Genomic DNA, 15,211 nt, shown 5'->3' with positions numbered 1-15,211 from the left:
TTCAGCGGTCCTCGACCAGACGCACGAGGTCCCGCTCGTTGCGTTCCGCCCGGCGTACGTACCAGCGGGCGAGCAGCACCAGCGGCGGATAGAGGCAGAAGCCGAGGACGGCCCATTCCAGGGTGGCGCCGTCCGGCATCGCGGCGAAGGCCAGCGGCAGCGGTCCGACGAGCAGCACCAGGACGGCGAACGTGACGCAGGCGGCCCGCAGTTGACTGCGCATGAGGGAACGGACGTAGGTGTGGCCGAGGGTGGTCTGTTCGTCGATCTCGGTCCTCGGCCGGTAGTAGCCGGAGGTGCGCCGGGCGCGCCGGGGCGCTCCGGTGATGACGACACGGCGTTCGGCGGGGTCCTGCGGCACGCGGTGCTCCTCAGCTCGTGGTCCGGCGCAGCAGCAGATCGCGCAGCTGACGGGCGTGCCGACGGCTGACCTGGAGTTCCTCGGAGTCCACGAGGACGCTCACCGTGCCCGCGTCCAGGCGGAGTTCGCCGATGTGGCGCAGGGCGACGAGATGGCGCCGGTGGATGCGGACGAAACCGCGGGAGCGCCAGCGCTCCTCCAGCGTGGACAGCGGGATGCGGACCAGGTGGCTGCCCTGCGCGGTGTGCAGCCGGGCGTAGTCGCCGTGCGCCTCGACGTGGGTGATGTCCTCGACGGCCACGAAGCGTGTCACACCGCCGAGTTCGACGGATATGTGGTCGGGGTCGGGTTCGTGGACGGGTATCAGGGGTGCGGTGTCCCGCAGTTGGGCGGCACGCCGCACCGCCTCCGCGAGCCGTTCGCGGCGTACGGGCTTGAGGACGTAGTCGACGGCCTTGAGGTCGAAGGCCTGGACGGCGAATCCCTCGTGGGCGGTGACGAACACGACGAGCGGGGGCTGGGCGAACCCGCCGAGCAGCCGGGCCAGGTCGAGGCCGTCCAGGCCGGGCATGTGGATGTCGAGGAAGACGACGTCGATCGCCTCGGGACCGCCGGGTCCGCTCTCCAGGGCCCGGTTGATCCGGCGCAGTGCCTCGGTCGCGTCGCCGGCGCCCTCCGCGCTGCCGATCCGGGGATCGGCGTTGAGCAGGTACAGCAGCTCTTCGAGGGAGGGTTGTTCGTCGTCGACGGCGAGCGCGCGCAGCATGGAAGTGGAGTGTAGGAGCGTTTCGCGCGGCTGGACATGTGGCGGACACGGCGGTCGCACCCGGCGGGGTGGGCGGCGCCGCTGGATACAGTGCGCCCATGAACAGCAAGCCCGCGATGTTCGACGAGCTGGACCGCAAGATCATCACCGCTCTCATGGCGAACGCCCGGACGAGTTTCGCGGAGATCGGCGCGGCGATCGGACTGTCCGCGACGGCGGTCAAGCGCCGGGTCGACCGGCTGCGCGAGACGGGTGTGATCACCGGGTTCACCGCCACCGTGAAGCCCGCGGCGCTCGGCTGGCGCACGGAGGCGTACGTGGAGGTCTACTGCGAGGGCGCGGCACCGCCGCGGCGGCTCGCGGAGGTGGTCCGCAACCATCCGGAGATCACCGCGGCGATGACGGTGACGGGGGGCGCGGACGCGCTGCTCCACGTGCGGGCGATCGACGTTGAGCACTTCGAGGAGGTTCTGGAGCGCATTCGGGTGGAACCGTTCATCCGGAAGACGATCAGCTACATGGTTCTGTCCCATCTGCTGCCCGAGGCCCCGGAGGCGGGGGCGACCCAGCCGGCCCCGGATGACGCAGGAAACGTGCGCTGACCCTGCCGATCACGCAGCAGTCCTGCGTATACGCGCAGCTCTCCTCGCTTGTCCCATCTGTCCCCCGCTTCTTACCGTGGAGACATCCCACCAGATGACACCGCAGGAAGCGGAGGAACCTCTCTGTGTCCGAAAGCCGTGTGCCGCGCCTGAGGCGCTTTCTCGTCTGTGAACCCAGACACTTCGCCGTGCAGTACGCGATCAACCCGTGGATGCGTCCCGACACCCCCGTGGACGTCGAGCTCGCGCTCGTCCAATGGCAGGCGCTGATCAGCGCCTACCGCGCCCACGGTCACACCGTCGAATCCGTCGAGCCGGTCGCGGGCCTTCCCGACATGGTCTTCGCGGCGAACTGCGCGCTCGTCCTGGAGGGCCGCGTCTTCGGCTCGTCCTTCCACGCGCCCGAGCGCCGCCCCGAGTCGACCGCGTACGAGACCTGGTTCAAGACGGCCGGGTTCGACGTCTACCGCCCCGAGTCGGTGTGCGAGGGCGAGGGCGACCTCGTGCCCACGCGCCGCTTCGTCCTCGCGGGCACGGGTTTTCGCACCACGCCCGAGGCCCATCGCGAGGTCCAGGAGTTCTTCGGTGTCCCGGTGATCGGCCTGCGCCTGGTGGACCCGCACTTCTACCACCTGGACACCGCGCTGTTCGTCCTCGACGACGACAACATCGCGTACTACCCGGACGCGTTCTCGCCCGGCAGCCGCGAGGTGCTGGGACGGCTGTTCCCGGACGCGGTGCTCGCCACCCGTGAGGACGCCCTCGCCTTCGGCCTCAACTCCGTCTCGGACGGCCGGCACGTCTTCATCGCGCCGCGTGCCGAGGCCCTCGCCGACCGGCTCGTGACCCACGGCTACGTCCCCGTCCCCGTCGACCTGTCGGAGCTCCACAAGGCCGGCGGAGGCATCAAGTGCTGCACACAGGAGATTCGTTCATGACCGCGCCCGTACGTGCGACCGCGCCCACCGACGCCGTCCGCAGCTCCGAGGAACTCATCCGGGCCGAGGGCCCCGTCCTGGCGCACAACTACCACCCGCTTCCGGTGGTCGTCGCGCACGCCGAGGGCACCTGGGTCGAGGACGTCGAGGGGCGCCGCTACCTCGACATGCTGGCGGGCTACTCGGCCCTCAACTTCGGCCACCGCAACCCGGTGCTGATCGAGGCCGCGCACCGCCAGCTGGACCGGCTCACCCTGACCTCGCGGGCCTTCCACAACGACCAGCTGGCCGGGTTCGCCGAGTCCCTGGCCGCCCTGACCGGCCTGGACATGGTCCTGCCGATGAACACGGGCGCCGAGGCGGTGGAGAGCGCCGTCAAGGTGGCCCGCAAATGGGCGTACGAGGTGAAGGGCGTCGAGCCCGACCGGGCCACGATCGTGGTGGCGGCCGACAACTTCCACGGCCGGACGACCACGATCGTCAGCTTCTCCACCGACGAGACCGCCCGCTCGGGCTTCGGGCCCTTCACGCCCGGCTTCCGGGTCGTGCCGTACAACGACCTGGCCGCGCTGGAGGCGGCGATCGACGAGACGACGGCCGCGGTGCTGATCGAGCCCATCCAGGGCGAGGCCGGTGTGATCATCCCGGACGACGGCTATCTCGCCGGGGTCCGCGAGCTGACCCGCCGGGCCGGCTGTCTGTTCGTCGCGGACGAGATCCAGTCCGGTCTCGGCCGCACCGGCACCACCCTGGCGGTGGAACACGAGGCGGTCGTTCCCGACCTGCTGCTGCTCGGCAAGGCGCTCGGCGGCGGCATCGTGCCGGTCTCCGCGGTCGTCGGACGCCGGGACGTGCTGAGTGTGCTGCGTCCGGGTGAGCACGGTTCGACGTTCGGCGGCAATCCGCTGGCGGCGGCGGTCGGCTCGGCGGTCGTGGGCCTGCTGGAGACCGGTGAGTACCAGCGCCGGGCCGCCGAGCTCGGTGTGGTGCTGCGGGACGGGCTGACGGCCCTGGTGGGCCGGGGCGTCGAGGGCTTCCGCTCCCGCGGGCTGTGGGCGGGCGTCGACATCGACCCGTCCATCGGCACGGGCCGGGAGATCAGCCAGGGCCTGATGGACGAGGGGATTCTGGTCAAGGACACCCACGGTTCGACCATCCGGCTGGCGCCGCCGCTCACCATCACGGCCGAGGAACTCCGGTCGGCTCTCGGGTCTCTTGAGAAAGTTCTGACGCAAGGGGTCTGATACCGGCCAAGAGGCCACAGAGAGTGACACCGCAGCGGTTACGCCCGGCGACGGCCGCGCCTACACTGATCGCTCCCCAGGGGAAAAGAGGAGCGCCCCAGTGTTCTATCACGTGCTCAAATATGTGCTTCTGGGTCCACTGTTGAGGCTGGTCTTCCGGCCTCGGATCGAGGGCCTTGAGCACATACCGTCGTCGGGTCCCGCCATCGTGGCGGGCAACCATCTGTCCTTCGCGGACCACTTTCTGATGCCGGCGATCCTGAAGCGCCGGATCACGTTTCTCGCGAAGGCCGAGTACTTCACCGGGCCGGGCGTGAAGGGGCGGCTCACGGCCGCCTTCTTCCGCAGCATCGGGCAGATCCCGGTGGACCGTTCCGGCAAGGAGGCGGGTCAGGCCGCGATCCGCGAGGGGCTCGGCGTGCTGCGCAAGGACGAGCTCCTCGGCATCTATCCCGAGGGCACCCGTTCGCACGACGGGCGGCTCTACAAGGGCAAGGTCGGCGTCGCGGTGATGGCGCTGCGGGCCCAGGCCCCGGTGATCCCCTGCGCGATGATCGGCACCTTCGAGGCGCAGCCCCCGGGCCGCAAGCTCCCGCGGATCCACCCCGTGACGATCCGCTTCGGCAAGCCCCTCGACTTCTCGCGCTATGCAGGGATGGAGGGCGAGAAGGCCGTCCTGCGCGCCATCACGGACGAGATCATGTACGCGATCCTGTCCCTGTCCGAGCAGGAGTACGTCGACCGGTACGCGGCCGAGGTCAAGGCCGAGGAGAGCGCCCGGAAGGCCGATGCGGGACGTAAGTTCCCCCGCATGCCGATGAGCTGACCCCGGGTCCGGGGACCGCGCCGTGAACGGCGGAGGGGGCGGCCGGGATTCCGGCCGCCCCCTCGTGCTGTCGGACTACGGCTGCGGCGTGGCGTGCGGGGTGCACGTCACGTCGGCGGCGTCCGTCTTGCCGGTGAGCAGGTAGGAGTCCACCCGCCCGTTGATGCACGGGTTGACCAGACCGGTCACACCGTGCGAGCCCGCGCCCTGCTCGGTGATCAGGCGGGAGCCCTTGAAGCGCTTGTGCAGTTCGACGGCGCCGGCGTACGGGGTGGCGGCGTCATTGGTGGACTGCACGATGAGAACGGCGGGCAGGCCCTTGCCGGTCTTCACCTGCACCGGGGTCTGCTGCTTGACCGGCCACGTGGCGCACGGCAGGTTCATCCATGCGTTGGCCCAGGTCATGAAGGGGTACTGGGCGTTGAGGCGGGTGTTGTCCCGGTCCCACTTCCGCCAGCTGGTGGGCCACTGCGCGTCGGTGCACTCGACGGCCGTGTACACGGCGTTCCCGTTCTCCGAGGAGATGTTGCCCGCCGTGTCCGACAGGTCGGGGGACGCGGCGTCGACGAGCGCCTGGGTGTCACCGGCGACGTACTTGCTGAACACCGTGGCGGTCGGCACCCACGAGGAGTCGTAGTACGGGGCGCTCTGGAAGAAGGAGATCAGCTCGGCGGGGCCGACGACACCGCCCAGCGGGGCCTTCTTCGCCGTGGCGCGAAGCTTCAGCCACTGGTCCTGCACCTTGGCGCGGGTGTCGCCGAGGTGGAAGGTGGCGTCGTTCTTGGCGACCCAGTCCTCCCAGTCCTTCCAGCGGCCCTCGAAGGCGATGTCCTGCTCCAGGTTGGCCTGGTACCAGATGTTCTCGCGCGACGGATTGACGACACTGTCGACGATCATGCGGCGCACGTGCCCCGGGAACAGGGTGCCGTAGACGGCTCCGAGGTAGGTGCCGTAGGAGACGCCCAGGTAGTTGAGCTTCTTCTCCCCGAGGGCGGCCCGGATGACGTCGAGGTCGCGGGCCGTGTTGGGCGTGGTCATCTGCGCCAGCACGGCCTTGCCGCTGCGCTCGGCGCAGCCGTCGGCGTACTCCGCGGCCAGCTTGCGCTGGGCCCGCTTGTCGGCCTCGGAGTCCGGGACCGGGTCCGCCTTGGGCGCCTTGACGAACTCCTGCGGGTCGATGCAGGAGATGGGCGCCGAGTGGCCGACACCGCGGGGGTCGAAGCCCACGAAGTCGTACGCCTTGGAGGTGTTCACCCACAGGGGGCTCTTGGTGGTGACCCGGCGCGGGAAGCGCATGCCGGAACCACCGGGACCGCCCGGGTTGTAGACGAGCGCGCCCTGGCGCTCCTCCTTGGTACCGGTGTTCCCGATGCGGTCGACGGCCAGCTTGAGCTGCTTGCCGTAGGGGTGCGCGTAGTCCAGCGGCACGCTCACCCAGCCGCACTGGATCGGCTTCTCGAAGCCCCAGTCGGCCGGGCAGTCCTGCCAGTCGATGCCGGCCTTGGCGGCCCGCTCGGCGGCCACGGCCGCTCCGCGCTGCTCACGGCTCTGCCCGTGGCGCGAGTCGGCGGTGGCCGACGGCGCCGCGACGGCTCCGGCTATCAGGGTCGCCGTGACGAGCACTCCGGCCGAGCCGAACGCCGCCACCCGCTTCGTAGGTCTCTTGGACCTCAAGTGTGACCTCCCCGTACATCATTGCGATTGGTACGAGGATCCTTTCGGCTGTGAGGTCCCTGAGAACAGACGTGGTTGGTGTTCTTTACCAATCCGATAGCCGGTATGCGGTGTTCCGTTGAGCGGTGACCCGACTTGAACCCGGCTTCGGAGAAAGATAGTTGACGTCATGTGAGATCGGACAGCGCCGCGTCCAGCAGTCTCCGCAGCGCCAGCGCGTCGGGTGCGAGCGCCGTCACCAGCACCGCGGGGCCGGCGAGCGGGGTGAGCGCGGCGTGCTCGCCGAGCGGCCGCGCGGCGGGCTGCTCGCGCTCGAACTCCGGTCTCACGACGACCAGTTGACCGAGCGCCCGATGGCCCGCGAGGACGGCGGGCCCGTCCCAGCCGCCGGGCGCTCCCGGCCCGCAGGCCAACTCCTGGTCGAGCAGGACCCGTCCGTCACGCCGTACGGTGAGACGGCTGGTCAGACGCCCGGGTTCCTCCCCCACGCGCCCGAGCACCTGCTCCTCGCGGAAGACGAGCCGGGCGTCCGTCCCGAGGTCGATCCGTGCGGCGACGGACAGTTCGCTGCCGCCGGCGGAGATCAACTGTTCCGGCAGCCAGTGCAGTTCGCCTTCGTCGGCGACGTCGAGGCGCACGTCGTAGCGGGCCTCTCCCTTGGCCTGTCCCGGCAGCGCGATGGTCGCGGCGGCCGAGCCGACCCGCAGCCGGGCGCCGGGACCGACGCGGGCCTCGACGGTGAGGTGATCACCGCCGAGCGGGCCGCTCATCGCCCCGACGAGCATCACCCGGGCCTCCGGCCCGCTGCCCCGGACCCGCCGCAGGGCGAGCGGGCCCTGCCCTTCCAGCACGGGCAGCGAGGTCCCGCCCCGGCCGTCCTCCCGGGCCTCGATCCGCGCGGTGGCGCGGACTCCCGCCGTCGTCACGCCGTCCACTCCGCGAGCCGCTCCCGCACCCAGCCGGCGACCGCCGCGACCCCGGCCTCGGTGCGCAACGACTGGAACACCACCGGGAGTTCGGCCCGCTGCGCCTTGGCGTCGATGGCCATCCTCCCCAGGTCCGAGCCCACGTACGGGGCCAGGTCGGTCTTGTTCACGACGAGCAGGTCGGCCGTCGTGACCCCGGGACCGCCCTTGCGCGGGATGTCGTCGCCGCCCGCCACGTCGATCACGAAGATCTGGGCGTCGACGAGCCCCCTGGAGAAGGTCGCGGTGAGGTTGTCGCCGCCGGACTCCACGAGGATCAGGTCCAGCGGCCCGACCTCGTCCTCCAGGTCCTCGACCGCCTCGAGGTTGGCGGAGATGTCGTCCCGGATCGCGGTGTGCGGGCAGGCGCCCGTCTCGACGGCGGCGATCCGTTCGGGCGGCAGGACGGCTTCCCTGAGCAGGAACTCGGCGTCCTCGCGGGTGTAGATGTCGTTGGTGACGACGGCCAGGGACAGCTCGTCGCGCAGCGCGCGGCACAGCGCCGCGACGGTGGCGGTCTTCCCGGACCCCACGGGGCCGCCGAGCCCGATCCGCAGGGCCCGCCGCCGCCCGTCGGGCCGCCGGGCATCGGCACTGACCGCGGAGGGCCCGTCGTGAGGATGATCGAGATGCACGGTGTGACTCCTTGCTGGGGTCGGGTCGGGTTCAGGTCCGGGTCGGGTTCAGGTCCGGGTCGGGTTCAGGTCCGGGCGGGGGTCGGGTTCGGGCGCGGGTCGGGGTCAGGTTCGGGAGTGGGGCGCGGTCGGGTTCGGGAGTGGGGCGCGGTCGGGTTCGGACGCGGGTCGCGGTCAGGAACGGGTCGCGGTCGGAGGCGGGGACGGATTCTCCGGAACCGGGTCGGGACGGTTCCCCCGGGGCCGGGGCAGGACCGCTCCCCCGGGACGAGGGGACCGGCTCCTCCGGGCCGGCTGCGCCGGGGGCTGGGAGTGCGCGGCCGCTAGGGCGTGTTGCGAAAGTCCCGCCTGCCGCGCTTCGGGCGAACGACGGGACTTTCGCAACACGCCCTAGGACGCGAACAGCCGTACCGGCCATGCCGCGTGCGCCTCCGCACCGATCTCCAGCAGGGGGGCCGCCGCCGCGGGAAGCACCTCGACCCCCTCGTCGAGTACCCGCCGCGCCGCGGTCGCCGCCGCGTGGGCGACGACGTCCAGTTCCGGCGCGAGCCGGGCCAGCGCCGCCGTCGCGTCGAACGGGTCGAGGCTCAGCAGCCGCACCGTCGCCGACGCGGGTCCGCTGACGCTCTCGTACGCGGAGCAGTACGCGGCGTCCTCGGGCCCGAGACCGGCGGCCCGCGCGGTCACGCCCAGCACCACCGGCTGATGCGCCCCCTTGGGGAACTCCCGCGCGAGTGCGTCGAGTTCGGCCGAGGGCCAGGTGGCCCGCGCCGCCCGCGCGAGCTGCCGGCCCAGCCGGCGCGCGGCGACCCGCAGGGCGAGCGAGGGCGTGCGGGCGTCGGCCGCCGCGTCCAGGGCGACCGGATCGACCCCGAGCGCCGCCGCGGCGGCCAGTGCGGCCGCGACGAGCCCGCTCGTGTGCAGCCGCCCCCGGCAGAAGTCCTCCAGGCTCGCCGCCCCGGTGATCCGTCCGGCCCTGACCGCGGCCTCGGCCCCGCCGGAGTGCGCGTGCCCTCCGGCGGGGAAGCGGCCGTCGGCCAGCACGAGAAGTGCCGCCCGGGACATCAGAAGAGGAAGTAACGCTGGGCCATGGGCAGTTCGGCGGCCGGAGTCGCCTCGACGAGCTCCCCGTCGATGTGCACGGCGAAGCTGTCGGGGTCGATCCGCACGTCGGGCCGGGCGTCGTTCTCCCGCATGTCGGCCTTGGTCACCGCCCGCGTCGACTCGATGGCGACGAACCGCTTGCCCAGCGAGAGCCGCTCCGGCAGCCCGTCCTCGATGGCCAGCGGTGCGACGAAGTTGAACGAGTTGGCCGCCGGGGCCCGCCCGATCGCCCCGAACATCGGCCGGGGCAGCACCGGTTGGGGGGTCGGGATGGACGCGTTGGCGTCGCCCATCTGCGCGTACGCGATCTGGCCGCCCTTGACGACCAGGTGCGGCTTGACCCCGAAGAAGGCGGGCTCCCACAGCACCAGGTCGGCGAGCTTGCCCCTCTCCACGGAGCCGATCTCGCGGGCGAGGCCCTGCGCGAGCGCCGGGTTGATCGTGTATTTGGCGACATAGCGACGCACCCGGTGGTTGTCGGCGCGGCCGTCGCCCGGCAGTGCGCCCCGGCGCCGCTTCATGACGTGGGCGGTCTGCCAGGTCCGCATCACGACCTCGCCGACCCGGCCCATGGCCTGGGAGTCGGAGGAGATGATCGAGATGGCGCCGAGGTCGTGGAGTATGTCCTCGGCCCCGATGGTGGAGGGCCGGATCCGGGACTCGGCGAACGCCAGGTCCTCGGGCACCGCCGGGTTCAGATGGTGGCAGACCATCAGCATGTCGAGGTGTTCCTCGGCGGTGTTGACGGTGTAGGGCCGGGTCGGGTTGGTCGAGCTGGGCAGGACGTGGGGCTCGGAGACCACGGTCATGATGTCCGGAGCGTGCCCGCCGCCCGCCCCCTCCGTGTGGTACGCGTGGATGCCGCGTCCGGCGACGGCCGCGAGGGTGTCGGCGACGAACCCGGCCTCGTTCAGCGTGTCCGTGTGGATGGCGACCTGGACACCGGTGCGGTCCGCGACGGTGAGCGCGGCGTCGATCGCGGCGGGCGTCGAGCCCCAGTCCTCGTGGATCTTCAGGCCGAGGGCGCCGCCCCGGATCTGCGAGAGCATCGCCTCGTGCGAGACGGTGTTGCCCTTGCCGAGCAGCCCGAAGTTGACCGGGTGGGCCTCCATCGCCTCCAGCATCCGGGCCAGGTGCCAGGGTCCGGGGGTGACGGTGGTCGCCTTGGAGCCCTCGGCGGGTCCCGTGCCGCCGCCGACGAGCGTGGTGATGCCGGAGGCGAGGGCCTCGTCGGCGATCCCCGGGCAGATCAGATGGACGTGCGCGTCGATGGCGCCCGCCGTCAGGATCCGGCCGTTGCCCGCGATGATCTCGGTCTCGGGACCGATCACCAGGTCGGGGTGGACCCCGTCCATGGTGTCCGGGTTGCCGGCCTTGCCGATGCCGCAGATCCGGCCGTCGCGGATGCCGACGTCGGCCTTGACGATCCCCCAGTGGTCGACGATCACGGCGCCGGTGATCACCGTGTCCGGGGTGCCCTCGGCGCGCGTGGCCCGGGACTGACCCATGGACTCCCGGATGACCTTGCCCCCGCCGAACACCGCCTCGTCGCCGGCGCGTCCTGGCCCGCCGCAGCGGTCCTCCTCGATCTCGATCAGCAGGTCCGTGTCGGCGAGGCGGATGCGGTCGCCGGTGGTCGGACCGAACAGGTCGGCGTACGCGGCTCGCGAGATCTCAGGCATCGAGGGCACCCCCGGTCTCTCCGCGCAGTCCGGGCACCACGCGGGCGCCGGCGAGCGGGACGAGTTCGACCTCGACGGGGATCCCGGGCTCGAAGCGCACGGCCGTTCCGGCGGCGACGTCGAGCCGCTTTCCGTACGCGGCGGCGCGGTCGAAGTCCAGACCGGGGTTGGCCTCGGCGAAGTGGTAGTGGGAGCCGACCTGCACGGGGCGGTCGGCGGCGTTCAGGACGGTCAGGCGGGTGGTCTCACGGCCCTCGTTGAACACGACCGGTTCGTCGGCGAAGAGGAACTCTCCGGGAATCACGGCGTTCTCCCTCCCGTCAGACGATCGGGTCGTGGACGGTGACGAGCTTGGTGCCGTCCGGGAAGGTCGCCTCGACCTGGACGTCGTGGATCATCTCGGGGATGCCCGACATCACGTCGTCCCGGGTGAGGAGCTTGCGCCCGGAGGCCATCAGCTCGGCGACGGTGCGGCCGTCACGGGCGCCCTCGAGGATGTGCGACGTGATCAGTGCGACGGCCTCGGGGTGGTTCAGTTTCAGACCGCGGGCCCGGCGCTTCTCGGCGACGTCGGCCGCCACATGGATCAGCAGCCTCTCCTGCTCGTGCGGGGTCAGTTGCACGGCGTACCACCTCACATCCTCGCTCCGGACCGTGCGGGGTCCGGGGGCCGCGGCCACCGAAACCCCTGGTGGCGTGGATGGGCACGCTAGTTGGCCGGGGTTTCGAGGACGTTAACCGGCCCGTGATCCCTTCCGGCCCGGCGCGCAGGAGCACTCAGAGCCCGTCGAAGCGCCCCGCTTGCCCGAATCCGCCCGGCCGGACCACCCCGCCACCCCACGGCACGAGGATCCGGCCGGCGACGGGACGTATACGGCGGTCAACCCGCCGCACGGGGACGCCTGCGGCAGAACAGGGGCGGTGCCCCGGCACGGGCGAAGACGGCCGGGAGGCGCTGGGCGGCCCGGGTGCGGCTCGAAAGCGCTGGACCCGCCTGGACCGGCGGCCGGGAGAAGGCGCCTGCCCCGCGTGCGGGGGCGGCCAGGAGCGCCGGGCTCCTGTGACCGAGTGCGGCTCGCAGGCGCTGGGCTCACCCGCCTCGCGGCGGCCAAGAGGCGCCGGCCCCATTCCCTGGTGCGGGCAGACACCTGCAGCTACGACGCGCTGGGCCCCCGGTGCTCCGCGGCGATGCCGAACCGCTGGTGTTCGCGGGGCGCGGAGCCCACCTCACGGACGCTCGCCAGAGAGCTGATCACCTGCTCGTCGGCGGGCTCCGGCTGTTCCTCGAGGCGCTCCAGGTCGGCGGCCGAGACCAGCGCGACGAGCGGCTTCCCGTGCCGCGTCACGACGACGCGCTCACCGCCGTACACCACGCGGTTGATCAGTTCGGCGAGCTCAGCCCTGGCTTGCGTCACCGGAATCTCGTAGGCCATGACGTCCAGCTTAGACCGGGCCTCCCCCACCGGGCCGGGCGCGAGATCTCCCCGGCCCGCGGTGCGGGGCACCCCACGACGGCTTCTCCGCGGGCGCGCCACCGCTTTCGCTCTCGGCAGGACCCTCGCCCCCAGCGTTGTACGTCCTGTACATTTTTTACAGACATCGATCTGAGGAGGCGCGCCATGGACAGCCCGTCCGCCCGCTACGTCCTGCCCGAGTTCACCGAACGCACGAGTACCGGGCAGCGAACCCTGGATCCGTACGCGAAGCTGCTCGGCGAGCGGATCGTGTTCCTCGGGACACCGGTCGACGACGTCTCGGCGAACGACGTGATGGCCCAGTTCATGTACTTGGAGCATCAGGCGCCCGAACAGGACATCTCGCTGTACATCAACTCCCCTGGCGGCTCCTTCAGCGCGATGTCCGCGATCTACGACACGATCCGGTTCGTGACCTGCGACGTCGAGACGATCTGCCTCGGCCGCGCGGAGTCGGCCGCCGCAGTGCTGCTGGCCGCCGGGACCCCGGGCAAGCGGCTCGCCCTGCCGGGGGCGCGCGTCCTGCTCCGCCAGCCGTCCCTCCCGGAGCCGATCGAGGGACAGACCAGCGATCTGACCATCCGCGCCGAGGAGTTGGTCCGCACCCGGGAGATCCTGGAGGAGATGCTCGTACGCCACACGGGCCGGACCCCGGAGCAGGTCACGGCGGACATCGAGCGCGACACGGTCCTCGACGCACCGGCGGCGCTCGCCCACGGGCTGATCGACCGGATCGTCCCGAGCCGCAGGCCCGCGGGCCGCACGCCCGGCGCGAGGTGAACGGCCGATGATCCCGGACCTTCCCCCGCTGCCCGCGCTGACCCGCGCCGAGGCCGAGCTGATCGACCGCTATCTCGACGTGGTCGACCTGGTCGGCCGCATCAATCCGTCCCGTCCCGGGGACACCTATCGCGGTCTGAGGGCGGCTCAGGCACTGGTCGGCAAGGCGGAGGCCCTGCGGGACGCCCTCGCGCTCATGCACCAGCGGGGCGAGAGCGAGGTGCACGCCCCGACGCTGGCCCAGGCGCTGCGGGTCCTCGGCGGTGAGCGGCGGGCGGCCCGGGTCACCGTGCCGCCGGAGTCCGGAAGTTGACGGACCCCCACCGGCCACCACCGCGGCGCCGATGCGCGCCACGACGCCGTGGCGTCCCGGCCGCGACTCAAACGGACCGGATGGTGGACCCTCCGATGGCGTATTCAACCAACCTTTCTACGACCCCTCCGAGTTGCGCAACGCGCCTGTCCGAAGGGCCGGATGAGGCCTTCCGCCGCAGGTGCGGGCCGGGTCCGTGTCCCCAACACGCGCTCGAACGGCGGGATGTTCACCCGAACAGGTGAGTGGTGAGTAAGCCCACAAAACGCCGGTTCCGCTCGGATTTTCCGACTCTGATGAGTGAAGATCCCTTCCGACGACAAGCCCCCGCCACAGCGGCGGGGCGGTCCGGGCGGACGCCGAGTCCTGCCGCCGCTCGGATGCCCGGTCGACAGGAGTGGATCGGCAGGAGTGGAGGACCCAGCTAGACGGGCCGCCGGAGCAGTTCCGGGCGGTCCTTGGGGTGAAGCCGCGTCAGCGGCCGGGCAACTTCGCCAGCCCGAATCCGACAGGTCATCCTTCACAGGCGGCTGACGAAGGGTTGCGCATGACTGCGCTGAATCGTGTCCCGTCGCTGTGGACCAGGGCCGGTACGGCCTCGGCCCTCACCCTTGCCGCGGTGGGCGGCAGCCTGGTGATCCCCGGTGTCGCACCCGACGCCGAGGCGGCCACTCTGGCGACGCGGGCACTCCAGGTCGCGGCGTCGAAGCACGGCTCCCCCTACCAGTGGGGCGCCACCGGACCGCACCGCTTCGACTGTTCGGGGCTCACGCTCTACTCGTACAAGAAGGCGGGCAAGACGCTGCCTCGTACGGCCGCGGCCCAGTACAACAAGACGCACCATGTCTCGGCCTCGCACCGCAAGGCCGGTGACCTCGTGTTCTTCCACTCGGGCCGGAACGTGTACCACGTCGGCATCTACGCCGGTAAGGGAAAGATCTGGCACTCCCCGAAGACCGGGGAAGTGGTGAAGCTCCAGAAGATCTGGACGAGAAGCGTCTGGTACGGCAGGGTCGGCTGACCCTCGGCCCGGGGCGGCGGACCTCGCCGCCCCGGTGCCGGCCTGCCGGCCCCTGCCGCTTGGGCCCCGCCCCCTGCCGGCCACCGTGGCGTCTCCCCGGCCCCGAGAGGCCTTCGGACGCCCTTTCAGCTTTCGGCCGGCTTCCTCGGACGACCGCGGCCGTCGCCGCTCCCTCTCAGCCCGCCAGGGGCTCCAGCAGCAGCACGAGGCCCAGGACGGTGAGGGCGCCGCCGGTGAGCCCCGCGACGGCTCGCGCGGCCCGCGGCCGGCGCAGCCACCGCCCGAGCCGGTCCACCAGCAGTGCGACCGCCGGGAACCACACCAGGGCCAGGACGACCACGATCAGCGCGAGCAGCAGCGTCCGCGGCATCGCGGGACTGCCCGCGGGCACGAACTGCGGCAGCAGGCTGAGGAACGTGATGGGCGCCTTGGGGTTGAGCGCGTTGGTGACGAAACCCTGCCGCAGCGGACGGGTGCCCCCGGCCGTGCCGGTGTCGTCGGTGGTCGACTCACCCGGACGGCCCAGCGAGACGAGCGTGCGCAGTCCCAGGTACAGCACATAGGCCCCGCCGAGCAGTTGGAGCGTCCGGAAGAGCGCCGGCACGGCGGTCAGGACGGCGGCCACCCCCGCGACGGCCAGCGCGGTGTGGAGCAGCAGTCCCCCCGCGATGCCTAGGGCGCACGCGACGCCCGCCCGGCGGGAGACGAGCGCGTTGCGTACGACGACGGTGAAGTCCGCGCCCGGCATGGCGACCATGCCCGCGGCGACGCCCGTGAAGGCGATGAGCTGTGCGTCCATGCCCCCAGCCTGCCGGGGCCCGGGCT

General features: G+C 71.7%; 18 protein-coding genes and 1 riboswitch. Of the genes, 7 read left to right on the top strand and 11 right to left on the bottom strand.

Translation table 11 applies throughout. The annotated features are described in order from the left end of the window. Position 1 precedes the first annotated feature (1 nt). Positions 2–361 carry a hypothetical protein gene (locus IO36_RS05395; protein ID WP_037616645.1) on the bottom strand — a complete coding sequence of 120 codons (360 nt, stop codon included), beginning with the start codon at positions 359–361 and terminating at the stop codon, positions 2–4. 10 nt (positions 362–371) lie between these two features. After that, positions 372–1,127 carry a LytR/AlgR family response regulator transcription factor gene (locus tag IO36_RS05390; protein WP_037616644.1) on the bottom strand — a complete coding sequence of 252 codons (756 nt, stop codon included), beginning with the start codon at positions 1,125–1,127 and terminating at the stop codon, positions 372–374. A 98-nt stretch (positions 1,128–1,225) separates the two neighbouring features. Here IO36_RS05390 and IO36_RS05385 point away from each other — a divergent pair, with 98 nt between their 5' ends. From IO36_RS05385 to IO36_RS05370, 4 genes are all read left to right on the top strand, one after another. Continuing rightward, positions 1,226–1,729, top strand: a complete 504-nt coding sequence (locus tag IO36_RS05385; protein ID WP_037616643.1) for an Lrp/AsnC family transcriptional regulator — start codon at positions 1,226–1,228, stop codon at positions 1,727–1,729. Positions 1,730–1,854: 125 nt separating this feature from the next. Beyond that, positions 1,855–2,667: a dimethylargininase gene (gene ddaH / locus IO36_RS05380; protein WP_037616642.1), complete on the top strand. Its 813-nt coding sequence runs from the start codon at positions 1,855–1,857 to the stop codon at positions 2,665–2,667. After that, entirely contained in the window at positions 2,664–3,911 is a 1,248-nt protein-coding gene (rocD, locus tag IO36_RS05375) for an ornithine--oxo-acid transaminase (protein WP_037616641.1), read from the top strand. Before ddaH ends, rocD begins: the two co-directional genes overlap by 4 nt. Before the next feature lie 100 nt (positions 3,912–4,011). Beyond that, positions 4,012–4,737 carry a lysophospholipid acyltransferase family protein gene (locus IO36_RS05370; protein WP_037616639.1) on the top strand — a complete coding sequence of 242 codons (726 nt, stop codon included), beginning with the start codon at positions 4,012–4,014 and terminating at the stop codon, positions 4,735–4,737. 75 nt (positions 4,738–4,812) lie between these two features. On the opposite strand, the gene IO36_RS05365 is transcribed toward IO36_RS05370, so the two are convergent. From IO36_RS05365 to IO36_RS05330, 8 genes are all read right to left on the bottom strand, one after another. Continuing rightward, positions 4,813–6,411 carry an alpha/beta hydrolase gene (locus tag IO36_RS05365; protein WP_037616636.1) on the bottom strand — a complete coding sequence of 533 codons (1,599 nt, stop codon included), beginning with the start codon at positions 6,409–6,411 and terminating at the stop codon, positions 4,813–4,815. Positions 6,412–6,578: 167 nt separating this feature from the next. Beyond that, positions 6,579–7,337, bottom strand: coding sequence for an urease accessory protein UreD (locus IO36_RS05360; RefSeq protein WP_425535509.1), 759 nt, complete (start codon positions 7,335–7,337; stop codon positions 6,579–6,581). Continuing rightward, entirely contained in the window at positions 7,334–8,011 is a 678-nt protein-coding gene (gene ureG / locus IO36_RS05355) for an urease accessory protein UreG (protein ID WP_037616631.1), read from the bottom strand. Before ureG ends, IO36_RS05360 begins: the two co-directional genes overlap by 4 nt. Positions 8,012–8,401: 390 nt before the next feature. Next, entirely contained in the window at positions 8,402–9,076 is a 675-nt protein-coding gene (locus IO36_RS05350) for an urease accessory protein UreF (RefSeq protein WP_037616629.1), read from the bottom strand. Next, positions 9,076–10,797, bottom strand: coding sequence for an urease subunit alpha (locus tag IO36_RS05345; protein ID WP_037616950.1), 1,722 nt, complete (start codon positions 10,795–10,797; stop codon positions 9,076–9,078). Before IO36_RS05345 ends, IO36_RS05350 begins: the two co-directional genes overlap by 1 nt. Next, the gene (locus IO36_RS05340) at positions 10,790–11,101 is read right to left on the bottom strand and encodes an urease subunit beta (RefSeq protein ID WP_037616627.1); all 312 of its coding nucleotides are present in this window, start codon (positions 11,099–11,101) and stop codon (positions 10,790–10,792) included. The genes IO36_RS05345 and IO36_RS05340 overlap by 8 nt, the downstream gene beginning before the upstream one ends. Positions 11,102–11,117: 16 nt before the next feature. Further along, the gene (locus IO36_RS05335; protein WP_037616949.1) at positions 11,118–11,420 is read right to left on the bottom strand and encodes an urease subunit gamma; all 303 of its coding nucleotides are present in this window, start codon (positions 11,418–11,420) and stop codon (positions 11,118–11,120) included. A 531-nt stretch (positions 11,421–11,951) separates the two neighbouring features. Next, complete coding sequence (locus tag IO36_RS05330) at positions 11,952–12,230, bottom strand: type II toxin-antitoxin system Phd/YefM family antitoxin (protein ID WP_037616625.1); 279 nt, start codon at positions 12,228–12,230, stop codon at positions 11,952–11,954. 186 nt (positions 12,231–12,416) lie between these two features. Between IO36_RS05330 and IO36_RS05325 the strand changes: the two genes are divergently transcribed. The 3 genes from IO36_RS05325 to IO36_RS05315 all read left to right on the top strand — a co-directional run bounded on the left by IO36_RS05325 (position 12,417) and on the right by IO36_RS05315 (position 14,386). After that, complete coding sequence (locus IO36_RS05325; RefSeq protein WP_037616622.1) at positions 12,417–13,052, top strand: ATP-dependent Clp protease proteolytic subunit; 636 nt, start codon at positions 12,417–12,419, stop codon at positions 13,050–13,052. A gap of 7 nt (positions 13,053–13,059) precedes the next feature. After that, entirely contained in the window at positions 13,060–13,365 is a 306-nt protein-coding gene (locus IO36_RS05320; protein ID WP_037616621.1) for a hypothetical protein, read from the top strand. A 371-nt stretch (positions 13,366–13,736) separates the two neighbouring features. Beyond that, positions 13,737–13,909: riboswitch (cyclic di-AMP (ydaO/yuaA leader) on the top strand. Positions 13,910–13,912: 3 nt separating this feature from the next. Continuing rightward, positions 13,913–14,386: a C40 family peptidase gene (locus IO36_RS05315; protein WP_037616619.1), complete on the top strand. Its 474-nt coding sequence runs from the start codon at positions 13,913–13,915 to the stop codon at positions 14,384–14,386. Between the two features lie 175 nt (positions 14,387–14,561). Here the strand turns inward: IO36_RS05315 and IO36_RS05310 are convergent, their stop codons facing one another. Further along, positions 14,562–15,185, bottom strand: coding sequence for a LysE family translocator (locus IO36_RS05310; protein WP_037616617.1), 624 nt, complete (start codon positions 15,183–15,185; stop codon positions 14,562–14,564). Between the last annotated feature and the right edge of the window lie 26 nt (positions 15,186–15,211).

Origin of the sequence: Streptomyces aureus, assembly GCF_000725495.1 — a bacterium.
GTDB classification, from domain to species: Bacteria; Actinomycetota; Actinomycetes; order Streptomycetales; family Streptomycetaceae; genus Streptomyces; species Streptomyces aureus_B.
The sequence above is the reverse complement of the archived record's forward strand: the minus strand, read 5'-3'. Positions and strand labels throughout refer to the sequence as shown.

Excerpts from the sequence above, each read along its gene's own strand:
- IO36_RS05390 (WP_037616644.1), bottom strand. The coding sequence starts at position 1,127 with ATGCTGCGCGCGCTCGCCGTCGACGACGAACAACCCTCCCTCGAAGAG.
- IO36_RS05385 (WP_037616643.1), top strand. The coding sequence starts at position 1,226 with ATGAACAGCAAGCCCGCGATGTTCGACGAGCTGGACCGCAAGATCATC.
- rocD (WP_037616641.1), top strand. The coding sequence starts at position 2,664 with ATGACCGCGCCCGTACGTGCGACCGCGCCCACCGACGCCGTCCGCAGC.
- IO36_RS05350 (WP_037616629.1), bottom strand. The coding sequence starts at position 9,076 with ATGTCCCGGGCGGCACTTCTCGTGCTGGCCGACGGCCGCTTCCCCGCC.
- IO36_RS05345 (WP_037616950.1), bottom strand. The coding sequence starts at position 10,797 with ATGCCTGAGATCTCGCGAGCCGCGTACGCCGACCTGTTCGGTCCGACC.
- IO36_RS05330 (WP_037616625.1), bottom strand. The coding sequence starts at position 12,230 with ATGGCCTACGAGATTCCGGTGACGCAAGCCAGGGCTGAGCTCGCCGAA.
- IO36_RS05325 (WP_037616622.1), top strand. The coding sequence starts at position 12,417 with ATGGACAGCCCGTCCGCCCGCTACGTCCTGCCCGAGTTCACCGAACGC.
- IO36_RS05320 (WP_037616621.1), top strand. The coding sequence starts at position 13,060 with ATGATCCCGGACCTTCCCCCGCTGCCCGCGCTGACCCGCGCCGAGGCC.
- IO36_RS05315 (WP_037616619.1), top strand. The coding sequence starts at position 13,913 with ATGACTGCGCTGAATCGTGTCCCGTCGCTGTGGACCAGGGCCGGTACG.
- IO36_RS05310 (WP_037616617.1), bottom strand. The coding sequence starts at position 15,185 with ATGGACGCACAGCTCATCGCCTTCACGGGCGTCGCCGCGGGCATGGTC.